The 11417-nt window shown below is 55.9% G+C and carries 9 protein-coding genes; all 9 read right to left on the reverse strand.

Annotated features, from left to right (window positions below; genetic code table 11):
* Positions 1-31 precede the first annotated feature (31 nt).
* On the reverse strand, positions 32-1150 hold the full coding sequence (gene ispG / locus ACQG11_RS02920) for a flavodoxin-dependent (E)-4-hydroxy-3-methylbut-2-enyl-diphosphate synthase (RefSeq protein WP_003860619.1): 1119 nt from the start codon (positions 1148-1150) through the stop codon (positions 32-34).
* Between the two features lie 26 nt (positions 1151-1176).
* The gene (rodZ, locus tag ACQG11_RS02925; protein ID WP_032623780.1) at positions 1177-2187 is read right to left on the reverse strand and encodes a cytoskeleton protein RodZ; all 1011 of its coding nucleotides are present in this window, start codon (positions 2185-2187) and stop codon (positions 1177-1179) included.
* A gap of 291 nt (positions 2188-2478) precedes the next feature.
* A complete protein-coding gene (locus ACQG11_RS02930) occupies positions 2479-3645 on the reverse strand; it encodes a bifunctional tRNA (adenosine(37)-C2)-methyltransferase TrmG/ribosomal RNA large subunit methyltransferase RlmN (RefSeq protein WP_003860623.1) in 1167 nt (388 codons plus the stop codon).
* Positions 3646-3792: 147 nt separating this feature from the next.
* Positions 3793-4224: a nucleoside-diphosphate kinase gene (ndk, locus tag ACQG11_RS02935; RefSeq protein ID WP_003860625.1), complete on the reverse strand. Its 432-nt coding sequence runs from the start codon at positions 4222-4224 to the stop codon at positions 3793-3795.
* A 124-nt stretch (positions 4225-4348) separates the two neighbouring features.
* On the reverse strand, positions 4349-5224 hold the full coding sequence (locus ACQG11_RS02940) for a 4Fe-4S binding protein (protein WP_022649004.1): 876 nt from the start codon (positions 5222-5224) through the stop codon (positions 4349-4351).
* The gene (locus tag ACQG11_RS02945) at positions 5224-6003 is read right to left on the reverse strand and encodes a dimethyl sulfoxide reductase anchor subunit family protein (protein WP_022649005.1); all 780 of its coding nucleotides are present in this window, start codon (positions 6001-6003) and stop codon (positions 5224-5226) included. The genes ACQG11_RS02940 and ACQG11_RS02945 overlap by 1 nt, the downstream gene beginning before the upstream one ends.
* On the reverse strand, positions 5996-6625 hold the full coding sequence (locus ACQG11_RS02950; RefSeq protein ID WP_022649006.1) for a DMSO/selenate family reductase complex B subunit: 630 nt from the start codon (positions 6623-6625) through the stop codon (positions 5996-5998). The genes ACQG11_RS02945 and ACQG11_RS02950 overlap by 8 nt, the downstream gene beginning before the upstream one ends.
* Entirely contained in the window at positions 6622-9000 is a 2379-nt protein-coding gene (locus tag ACQG11_RS02955; RefSeq protein WP_426728162.1) for a DMSO/selenate family reductase complex A subunit, read from the reverse strand. The genes ACQG11_RS02950 and ACQG11_RS02955 overlap by 4 nt, the downstream gene beginning before the upstream one ends.
* Positions 9001-9088: 88 nt before the next feature.
* The gene (pbpC, locus tag ACQG11_RS02960; RefSeq protein WP_426728163.1) at positions 9089-11416 is read right to left on the reverse strand and encodes a peptidoglycan glycosyltransferase PbpC; all 2328 of its coding nucleotides are present in this window, start codon (positions 11414-11416) and stop codon (positions 9089-9091) included.
* Position 11417: the final 1 nt, after the last annotated feature.

Here is an 11417-nt window from a genome sequence, read left to right on the forward strand (position 1 = left end):
ATACATGGGAAGCAGCCTGCTTCCCATCACGTTATTTTTCAACCTGCTGAACGCTGATGCGCTGCGCTTCGTCCATCATCGTCGCTTTTGCGCGAATGCGGGCTTCGAGCTGGTCGATCATATCACTATTATCCAGACGATCTTTACGAACGCCATCTTCATAGAGACCACTTTTCTTGTTACCGCCGGTAACGCCCAGCGTGGACACCAGCGCTTCACCCGGACCGTTCACCACGCAGCCGATGATGGAAACGTCCATCGGGGTGATGATGTCTTCCAGTCTCTGCTCCAGGGCATTGACGGTGCCGATCACGTCAAACTCCTGACGTGAACAGGTTGGGCAGGCAATGAAGTTGATCCCACGCGCGCGGATACGCAGTGATTTCAGGATGTCGAAACCGACTTTGATCTCTTCCACCGGATCGGCGGCCAGGGAGACGCGTAACGTGTCACCGATGCCTTCAGAGAGCAGCAGGCCGAGACCAATTGCCGATTTTACCGAACCGCTGCGCAGACCGCCCGCCTCGGTGATGCCAAGGTGCAGCGGCTGATCGATCTGTTTTGCCAGCAGACGATACGATTCAACGGCCAGGAAGACGTCAGACGCTTTCACGCTCACTTTGAACTGATCGAAGTTAAGGCGATCCAGATGATCGACGTGACGCATGGCGGATTCGAGCAGCGCCTGTGGCGTCGGCTCACCATACTTTTCCTGGAGATCTTTTTCCAGAGAGCCAGCGTTTACGCCGATACGGATTGGAATGTTTTTGTCGCGGGCGCAGTCAACCACCATGCGAATGCGCTCTTCGTTGCCGATGTTGCCTGGGTTAATACGCAGACAATCGACACCGTATTCAGCGACTTTCAGCGCGATACGGTAATCGAAGTGAATATCGGCAACCAGCGGAACGCTCACCTGCTGCTTGATCAGTTTGAACGCCTCAGCGGCGTCCATGGTCGGCACTGAGACGCGAACAATGTCCGCGCCGACGCGTTCTAATGCTTTGATTTGATTAACCGTCGCTTCTACATCTGTAGTACGCGTATTGGTCATCGACTGGACGGCGATAGGCGCCCCATCGCCGATTGGCACGTTCCCAACGTAAATCCGTTTCGATTTTCTACGTTGAATAGGAGCCTGGTTATGCATGTAAAATCTCCCGCATTGCCCGTCTGTTACTGTGCTGCTGATTGTTCGGCATTAACGGTAAGACGCGCAACCTGGTTAGTTCTGATAAAGCGGCTCAGATCGACAGGTTTTCCTTGATACTGGATCTGTACCGCTGCCGGTGCGCCGATTTTAAGCTTGTATGGTGCCTGGCCCGTTAGATTTAACGTGCCATCTTTACGTTGCAGGCCGCTGAACAGCTTTTTACCTGTCGCGTCAGTCACTTCCAGCCAGCAATCAGCCGTGAAATTCATCACCAGCGCATTCGGGTCAACGGCAGGTGCCGCCGTGCCAGCCGGGTCAGTTGGCAGTGACGCCGCGGTGTTATCTGCCGGTGCCGTTGCCGCAGGGGCGGTATCAACATTGGCCTGAGAAGGTGATACGACCGCGTTCTGATCCTGGGCCTGGGTGGCCGGTGCGGTATTCGCCGTCGCTTCTGGCGTCGCCGCTGGCTCGGTTGCAGGCGTGCTGGTTGCTGCCGACTGAGGTTCGCTGGAGGTCGCAGCCCCTTCGGTGCTCAGCGGCACGCTTTGCGCGCCGTTAGTACCAGACTGATTAAGCTCAGCGGAGGACTGATCGGCCATGGTGGTGATCTCTTCCTGTTGCGCTTTGTGGTTTTGCCACCACCATGCGCCCGTCAGGCCGACAACCACGAACAGGACCAGCCAGGTAAAGCTCATCAGCCAGCCATCGCGTTTTTTACGACGTTTGCCCAGAGAGAAGCTCTGCATCGGCGCAACTTTTGCCGCACGCACAGGCGCCTGCTTCTCCATCATCGGCAGTAATTCGTCTTCAGGAATATGAACCAGTTTGGCGTAAGAACGGATATAACCGCGCAGAAACGTTGAAGCCAGATCGGCGGGTGCCTTATCTTCTTCAATGTCGCGAACGGTGGAAACCTTCAGGCACAGGCGTTCTGCAACGGCTTGCTGGCTAAGTCCGAGTTGTTCACGGGCGTTGCGAAGACGAACGCCAGTGGAGAGTGCTGCATTTTGATCGTGAGTGGCTTCAGTATTCATTCGCTACAACTACTGGTACGTGAAAATAAGGGTTCAGGTGCCGGTGAGTCACAATGCCACCCGCACCGCGAAACTTTAGGTCAGTTAACCTGGAACAAACAGTATAAGACTGTCGGGCCGCAGATGACAGCGCTGGCAGGCCTTCACGCTAAACTGTTGTTACGTCGTTACATACTGCCCGAAAGTCGTATGAAACGCACCGTAATTATTAATCAGTCGTGATGATTGTGGCTGGTTATTCAGTAAATTAATGCTTCACGGCGCAAAAAATGCGCCGTGTCTGCATAATAATCAGACGGTTTTAACCGCGATTGACTCACCCTGCATACGCTTACGCAGCGTACGTTTGGTACGGTCAATAACGTCACCCGCCAGCTGACCACAGGCTGCGTCGATATCGTCGCCACGCGTTTTACGTACGATGGTGGTGAAACCATACTCCATCAGCACTTTTGAGAAGCGATCGATACGGCTGTTCGAGCTACGGCCATACGGCGCGCCCGGGAACGGGTTCCATGGGATCAGGTTGATCTTACATGGCGTATCTTTCAGCAGTTCAGCCAGCTCATGTGCATGCTCGGTACCGTCGTTAACATGATCCAGCATCACGTATTCAATGGTCACGCGGCCCTGGTTAGCGTTGGATTTCTCCAGGTAACGGCGCACGCCAGCCAGGAAAGTTTCGATATTGTACTTTTTGTTGATCGGCACAATTTCGTCACGGATGGCGTCGTTTGGCGCGTGAAGGGAGATGGCCAGCGCAACGTCAATCATGTCACCCAGTTTGTCCAGCGCAGGCACAACGCCGGAAGTAGAGAGCGTAACGCGGCGCTTGGACAGACCAAAACCGAAATCGTCGAGCATGATTTCCATCGCCGGAACGACGTTGGTCAGGTTGAGCAGCGGTTCACCCATCCCCATCATCACCACGTTGGTGATTGGACGTGTACCGGTGACTTTCGCTGCACCCACGATTTTCGCGGCACGCCAGACCTGGCCGATAATTTCCGATACGCGCAGGTTACGGTTAAAGCCCTGCTGCGCCGTAGAGCAGAATTTACACTCCAGCGCACAGCCCACCTGAGAAGAGACGCACAGCGTGGCGCGATCGTCTTCCGGGATATACACGGTTTCAACACGCTGATCGCCAACGGCAATGGCCCACTTGATAGTGCCATCTGAAGAGCGCTGCTCTTCCACCACTTCCGGTGCGCGGATTTCCGCCACTTCTTTAAGCTTATTGCGCAGCACTTTGTTGATGTCCGTCATGTCATCAAAGTTGTCGCTGCAATAGTGGTACATCCATTTCATGACCTGATCGGCACGAAACGGCTTCTCGCCCATCTCTTTAAAGAACTCGCGCATCTGCTGACGGTTCAGGTCCAATAGGTTAATTTTTCCATTTTTATTGGGAACCGCAGGAATGGCGACTTCGGAGGTATTCACTAATTCAGACATAATTTTTTCCGGCCTCGTTGTTACACGTTGTGGCCCTTGGTGGGTTGAAAAGAAACGCCCCGGTAAGCAGTCTGCTCGTCCGGGGCGTTGCATTGTACAAAGTCTGGCGCAGGGATGCCACGTTTGCACGCGGCATTTACGAAATTATTAGCGAGTGCGCGGGCACACTTCGCCTTCTGCAAAGAAGAACGCGATTTCGCGCGCAGCAGATTCAACAGAGTCGGAACCGTGGGTGCCGTTCTCGGTGAAGCTGTCTGCGTAGTCAGCGCGCAGAGTACCTGCCAGCGCGTTGTCCGGGTTGGTTGCACCCAGCAGATCGCGGTGACGCTGTACCGCGTTTTCGCCTTCCAGTACGGATACCACGATTGGGCCAGAAGTCATGAACTCGACCAGACCGTCAAAGAATGGGCGACCTTCGTGCTCAGCGTAGAAACCGCGAGCCTGTTCAACGGTCAGGTGCAGCATTTTGGTGCCAACGATCTTAAACCCTGCTGATTCAAAGCGAGCGAAGATGCTGCCAATAACGTTTTTTGCCACCGCGTTTGGTTTGATGATGGAAAAAGTACGTTCAATAGCCATTGATAACCTCTGTAAAATGTTCTGTTGTTTTTGCATACCTGAGTATGGTGTGGCGCGGATTATAAAGAGCAATAGCGCCATTGCCTATGGTTATGCATAACATTTTTTTAAAATGAGACGAAGATTAGCAACAGCTCGTATTTCGCATGCCGTACTGATGGTGAAAACAGAGCGGACACTGCTTTTCATCAGAACTAAATGACCAGAAATGCCGGTGGCACGTCAAACAAACGGCTTCATATGCCGGTATGGTCACGCTTTTCGCTGTCCCGTCTGTTTGCGTCACGTTTATCGCCGCATGCTGGCATACCGCTTCGCAGCCGCCACACCCCGTACAGCGTCCGGTTTCCACGACCAGTTCAGCGTTCTCAAACCGAATCGCGTTTTCCGTACAACTCCGCCAGCACGCGCCGCAGAGTACGCAGGATTCGGTATCGAGAGTTATCTCTGCCTCGCTAAACGCAGAAAACGCCCTGCGCAGCTCACGCTGACCGGGCACGACGCAACAGACCCGGACATCCTCACGGGGAACGTGCATCAGCGCACGCCGGGCGGTATTTACCTCGTTGACGGGTATATGTTTAAACGCCCACGCTGCTTCACCACGTCGACGAAGCGCCAGATTCAGCCGGGCAATCGCCAGCAACCAGTCAGGATTCTGCTCCGCGTCGATACTGATAAAACGAACGTGGTGCTGCGCGTGCCACAGCAGAAGCTCATTCACCCCTGGCGCACGGTCAGTAAAAGGCCCAACAAGCGTATCGCCACACAGAAAACGTTTTCGCGGCGTGATGCCGGTGATGGCTACAGCGGGGCAGACAAACAGGCAGTCACCGCATTCAATACAGCGGCTGTCATCAACCGAGACGCCGGTGTCGGTAAAAGAAAAAGCCTGCACGGGACAGACGTCCGCGCAGGCGCAGCAGGAAGAGTGGCGAAAACGGCGACGGACGCACGCATGCGTCACGTCCATCGCCGGGGCAAAGGTTAATCCGCCCATCAGCCAATACTGAAGAAAACAAAGCGCAGCATCAGCTCACCCACAATCAGCAAGGCGCTGCCCAACAGCATTGTGCCTCGCGCCGCTTTTAAGCCGCCCGCAGCAAAGCACAGCATACCCGCAACGGAAACGCACCAGCTCAGCAGATGCACGGTTCGCAGTTGCTCCAGCATTTGTAACGGTGCGTGTGGGAACGTCACAACGGTGTTGTCCATAGCCGTAATATCTGCCAGCCAGACGGGCTGCATCACCAGACGTGCAATCACCAGCAGCGTGATAATGACAATCGCCGTTCGCACGCGAGTCTGGGAACGTGCCCCAACGGCCATGCAGGCTGAACCGATAATTCCCACCGAACCGATAAACAGCACCAGGGTATTAATGTGATGCCACGTCACCACGGATGCATGCATGTAGATCTGCGCCATGCAGAACACATCTACCAGCCCGACAAGACCTGCCACAACCAACAGCGGCTTCCAGCCTGGTTTTTTGACAAACATCAGCAGCGTTGCGAGGCCAAGTGCCGCAAGATAAAGACTGGCAAAGATAATCTCACGGCTCAGCCAGGAGCTGGATACGTGACGCAGCGCGTTGAACGCATTAAGTGGATAGCCCATGTGCAACGCGGAGGCGAGCAGACCGAGGCTGGCCAGCACAAACGCTCCGGCAGCCGGCAGCAGCGCGCTGCGTTGCGTGCTTCCGAAGGCCAGCCACAGCGTAACGCCAACCGATCCTTGCAGGAACAGCGTAAAAATCAGCAGCGGTAACTCATGCATGACGTTTCCCCTCTTTCTCTGCGCCCTGATGCGCTTTGATCACCAGGTTCGGTTTGGTGATGGAGGAATCAGGCAAGCCTTTCACATCACAGACCGCACCATACTTCGCCCGCAGTTCATCAATCGGCCCGAATTTAATCGCTTCGAGAGGACAGGTTGCCACACAGACAGGCTGTTCCCCCTTCGCCTGTAGATCCACGCAGAAATCACATTTGGACATCTGCCCGGTCTGCTCGTTGAGCTGTGGCGCGCCGTAAGGGCATGACCACGCGCAGTAGCCGCAGCCGACGCACTTATCAGTATCTACGCGCACAATACCGTCCCCCGGACGCTTATGCATCGCAGTGGTCGGACAGTTTTTGGTGCAGATTGGGTCGGCACAGTGGTTACAGGAGATAGAGAGCGTGTAGGCAAAAACGTTATTGCTGACGCCACCCTGCCCGGTCGGGATAAAGCTCCCGCCATTAACTTCGTACACGCGACGGAAACGACGTCCGACCTCAAGGTTGTTTTTATCTTTGCACGCTACCTGACATGCTTTGCAGCCCGAGCAGCGAGAAGAGTCGATATAAAAACCCAGCTGTTTGTCGCTTACCGGTGCGTAATGTTTAAACTGACTCATGCTTTAGCTACCTCCACCAGCATGGTTTGATGGGAATTCCCTTTCGCAAGCGCGGTAATACGTGCGGAACTGAGCACGTTCGCGCAGCCGCCCTTATCAATACCCTGCTCGTCCGGCTGCCACCAGGCACCCGCCTGCATGGCCACAACGCCTGGAATGATGCGCGGCGTGACCTCCGCCGGGATCTCGCAAATGCCGCGCGCGTTATGAATACGCACGGTATCTCCCTGCGCAATGCCGCGATTTTGCGCATCCTGCGGGTTGATCCACAGCTTTTGCTGCTGCGCCTCAATTAACCACGGGTTGGCGTACTGGGTGGAGTTAGCGCGGTTTTTTCCTTTCCAGGTAATCAGCTGGAGCGGGAAGCGTTTCGCCAGCGCGTCTTCCGGCCCTTCATGGGCAGGCACGTAGTGCGACAGCGCCGGAATTTCCGGGTGATGCATGTCGTACAGACGCTTCGAGAAGATCTCAATTTTTCCGGACGGCGTCGGGAACGGATGATTCAGCGGATCGCGAATATTGTCTTCAAAGGCGACGAACGGCGCGCTTTTGAAAAGGTGCTGACGCGTCTTCTGTAGCGTCGCGAAGTCCGGCAGGTTTTCGTCAGGCATGGAAAGACGCGTCTGCTCCCAGATGTGCTCAATCCACGCTTTTTCGTCACGCCCTTCACTGAACGCGGGTTCGACGCCAAGCTTAGCGGCGACCTCCCGCAGCCAGTCGTAGTCTGAACGGCGTTCAAATTCAGGTTCAATGAGCTTTTCTGACAGGATCAGATAGCTTGCCGTGCCCCAGGTTTCGCCGATATTCCAGCGTTCCATAAAGCTGGTTTCCGGCAAAAGAAGGTCGGCGTATCGGGCGCTCGGCGTCATAAACAGATCGCTTGCGACGATAAACTCGATTTTCGACTCGTCTTCCAGGACACGGGTTGCCTGATGAAGATCCGGGTTCTGGTTAGCCAGATAATTTCCCGCCAGCGAGAACAGGATGCGGATATTGCTGTCCAGCTTTTCGGCATCCTTCAGGCCGACGTCCGCGGTGACCTGAGAGGCATCGTCGGCGGCCTGCACCCAGTTCATCACCGATATTTTGGCTTTGACCGGGTTGTCCGGCATTTCTGGTCCGGCGGCAAATTTCCGGTTTGCGCAGCCGCCATAGCCCGCTGCCCAACCGCCTTTCACCCCGACGTTACCCGTGAGCGTAGCCAGCAACGTCGAGCCGCGCGCGGTGCGCTCGCCGCAGTTATGACGCTGCGGTCCCCAGCCCTGGATCAGCGCAGCGGGTTTGGTGGTTGCGTAGTCGCGCGCCAGTTGCCGAATTGTTTGTGCAGGCACGTGGGTGATTTTCTCTGCCCACTCGGGCGTTTTCGCCACGCCATCTTTTGCGCCGCTAAGGTAAGCCATCAGGGATTCATTGGCCGGAACGCCTTCTGGCATAGTGTCTTCGTCAAAGCCCAGGGTGTAGCGCTGAATAAAGTCGCGATCGTGCAGGTTCTCCGTGACGATCACATACATCATCGCGTCCATCAGGGCGTTGTCCGTGGTGGGAAGCAGCGGGATCCACTGATCGGCCAGGGAGGAAACCGTATCGGAATAGCGAGGGTCGACAACAATAAAGCGAGTGCCGTTTTGCTTCATCTTCTGGTAGAAGTGGTTGCTGTGACCAAAGATCGTTTCCGTCGGGTTATGTCCCCAGAGGATGACCAGTTTGGTGTCCAGCAGCGTGTCAAGAGAGCTGCCGCTGGCAGCGGTGCCATAGGTATACGGCGTTGCTGCCGCCGTGTTACCCATACTGACAGAGTGATAGCTTTCGAGATAGCCGCCGGTTAAGTTGAGCAGACGACGAACCATTTTATCGCCGGAAAAAGTCCCGCCGGACACAGCGGTGCCCACATGAACATAGCGTGAAGCCGCACCGTATTTTTGCGTAATAGTTTTTAATTGATTCGCAATAAGGGTGGTGGCTTCATCCCAGGTAATACGCTCGAATTTTCCTTCGCCACGTTTCCCTACACGTTTCATTGGGTATTTCAGTCGATCGGGATGGTAAACAAATTTCCGATAAGCCCGGCCACGCACGCAGGCGCGCATTATGGGCATTTGCGGATCCAACGCGTTATCCGGACGCGTAGAAATTCGGGTCACAACGCCCTCACTGACGTGAGCACGAATATCACACTTGCCGCCGCAGTCAAACGTACTACAGGTTTGCACCACTTTTTCTTCAGGCGTAGTGTCTGAAACCGCCGCGCCCTGTGCCTGTACTTTGCCGGTTTTGACGACAAAAGGCAGAGCGGCGAGCGCCGATCCTGCCTGAATAAACTGACGCCGGGATATGGCGGGAATAGTCCCCTCTCCCTGATGTTTATTTTTTTCCATTGCTCGTTCCTTAAAATAAAAACGCATTCTCGTTTTTTTTCAGGAACGGATATTGATAATTATCAAGCTAACTCTTGAGGAGTAACACTTAGCGATCTAACTCAAAATTGACCGTCGCCGTTTGTCCGGTTTCATCTAATACAACTAACTGATATTTACCCGGTAAATATAATTGCAGTGAATAATTCTTCTGATGTCCGTCCAGCGGTTCTCCATTCAAAAACCACCATCGTTGCCCCTCCCCGCCGCTGGTTGAAACGAACAGGGTCATGTTTTTCTCACCCGGAAGACGTTTAATTACCGCCCCTTCTCTGACGCCTGACAACATCAGCGGCGCCGCATTATGGTTATCCAGCGGAGGGCAAATCGCTGAACGGGCGGGGAGACGAGCAGCCCGTTTTTCGGCAGCAGGCAGCCAGGGCTCCAGCGGCAGCGGCCAGACATCCAGCACTTTTTCTGTCGCATCAGGACAATCCGCTGCGACGCGTTTGCCTTCTTTATCCAGCCAGACCGGGAAACGGATCCCGCGAATACCCTCTTGTTCCGGCAGCAGCAGCGTAGGCGGTTCACTGCCTTCCAGCAGCCAGGTTGACAGCCGACGCCGACAGTTTTCGTTCCCTTCAGGCAGGGACTGGCCCCCCGGCCAGCAAATCACGCCCCGTCCTACGCTTGCAGGACGCGGATCGCGCGGCAGACGGGCTTCATCTACCATCGAGCGGGACTGAAGCATGTTATTGACCTGATTCAGGAGCGGAACTGCGCTGGCGAAACCAAACTGCCCGGCAACGGGCGTGCCGTCCGGACGTCCGGTCCAGATTCCAATGACATACCGGGCGTTCAGCCCGATGGCCCAGGCATCCCGGTAGCCGTAACTGGTGCCCGTTTTCCACGCCAGCGGCGCAACCTGGGGCAGCGCACTGTCCGGCAGGGGCTGTGCTTCACTGGCGAGAATGCGACGAATGATCCACGCCGCCCCCTGCGACAGCAGCGGACGTTCGATCAGCGGATCTCCCGGCTGTAAACGCAACCGGCCCGCCTGCCCCTGCCGCGCAAAGGCACTGTAGGCGGCAGCGATATCAGCCAGGCGTGCGCCTGCGCCCCCCAGGATCAGGGAGAGGTTGGGCTGCGCCCCCGCGGGGAGTATGAGCGGTAATCCCGCGTTGCTCAGCATGCCTGCAAAACGTTTTGGGCCGTACGCTTCCAGTACCTGCACCGCAGGCAGGTTGAGGGAACGCACCAGGGCTTCGCTCATGCTGACCGGCCCATGGAAACCGCTGTCAAAGTTGCCGGGGCGATAATCCCCCGTTTTTCTTGGAACATCCTGTAATAACGAAGCGGGATGGATCAGGCCATCGTCCAGCGCCATGCCATAGATGAATGGCTTGAGGACCGATCCCGGCGATCGGATCGCATTGACCATATCCACGTGACTAAAGCGACTGTCATCATTGATATCTACCGAGCCTACCCAGCCACGCACTTTCATGGATGTATGATCCACGACGATCATCGCCAGTGAACTGCGGGCAGGCAGGCGCGATTTCCAGTTCATTGCCAGCTCTTCAAGCTGTCGTTGCAAAGCTGCATCCAGCGTGGTGACTATTTTTGTGTCGCGGCTTTTACTCAACATCATGCGGGAAAAGAGCGGCGCCAGCTGCGGCATCTGCCGGGGGGCCAGCCAGACCGGCTCTTCACGGGACTCTTTCACCTGCTTCTCAGACCAGACGCCCTGAGTCAGCATGCGGTCGAGCACTTTGTTCCGCGCCGCTTCGGCACGTTCCGGCCAGCGGTCGGGGCGCAGACGGCTGGGTGCCTGTGGCAGTACAGCCAGCAGCGCCGCGTCGGAATAGCTCAGCTGAGACGGCGGTTTGCCAAGATAAGTCCAGCTTGCCGCGCCCACGCCTTGCAACGTGCCGCCAAACGGGGCACGGTTGAGATACAGCGTCAGGATTTCACGCTTGGAGAGATGCCACTCCAGCTGCATCGCCCGCCACAGCTGACGAATTTTACCGCCAAAGGTACGCGGATGCGGATCTAGAAGACGTGCCACCTGCATGGTAAGCGTGCTCCCGCCAGAAACCACTCTCCCGGCGGTGAGATCCTGCCAGGCGGCACGCAGTATAGAAAGCGGATTGACGCCAGGGTGATCCCAGAACCAGCGATCTTCATACTGGATCAGCGCCTCAAGATAGCGTGGGGAAACCTCTTCAATGGTAACCGGATAGCGCCAGATGCCTTCGCTGTCGGCAAAACGCCACAACGGAACACCCTGCTCATCCACCACCACTCGCGCAGGGTTGACCTCTTTCAGGGGCAACGGCCACACGCGGTCAGCGGCGACAATCAGCCCCCCTAAAAAGAGAAGCGCTCCCGCAAGCCACAGCCAGCGGGAGCGAATCAGGCGTGCTATCTGCATC

The organism is Enterobacter cloacae complex sp. 372C4 (genome assembly GCF_050030615.1).
In the GTDB taxonomy this organism is placed as follows: domain Bacteria; phylum Pseudomonadota; class Gammaproteobacteria; order Enterobacterales; family Enterobacteriaceae; genus Enterobacter; species Enterobacter intestinihominis.

Bases quoted from the DNA above. Each gene is read 5' to 3' on its own strand.
- ACQG11_RS02955 (WP_426728162.1), bottom strand. From the start codon at position 9,000: ATGGAAAAAAATAAACATCAGGGAGAGGGGACTATTCCCGCCATATCC.
- ACQG11_RS02945 (WP_022649005.1), bottom strand. From the start codon at position 6,003: ATGCATGAGTTACCGCTGCTGATTTTTACGCTGTTCCTGCAAGGATCG.
- ACQG11_RS02940 (WP_022649004.1), bottom strand. From the start codon at position 5,224: ATGGGCGGATTAACCTTTGCCCCGGCGATGGACGTGACGCATGCGTGC.
- pbpC (WP_426728163.1), bottom strand. From the start codon at position 11,416: ATGCAGATAGCACGCCTGATTCGCTCCCGCTGGCTGTGGCTTGCGGGA.
- ACQG11_RS02950 (WP_022649006.1), bottom strand. From the start codon at position 6,625: ATGAGTCAGTTTAAACATTACGCACCGGTAAGCGACAAACAGCTGGGT.
- rodZ (WP_032623780.1), bottom strand. From the start codon at position 2,187: ATGAATACTGAAGCCACTCACGATCAAAATGCAGCACTCTCCACTGGC.
- ACQG11_RS02930 (WP_003860623.1), bottom strand. From the start codon at position 3,645: ATGTCTGAATTAGTGAATACCTCCGAAGTCGCCATTCCTGCGGTTCCC.
- ispG (WP_003860619.1), bottom strand. From the start codon at position 1,150: ATGCATAACCAGGCTCCTATTCAACGTAGAAAATCGAAACGGATTTAC.
- ndk (WP_003860625.1), bottom strand. From the start codon at position 4,224: ATGGCTATTGAACGTACTTTTTCCATCATCAAACCAAACGCGGTGGCA.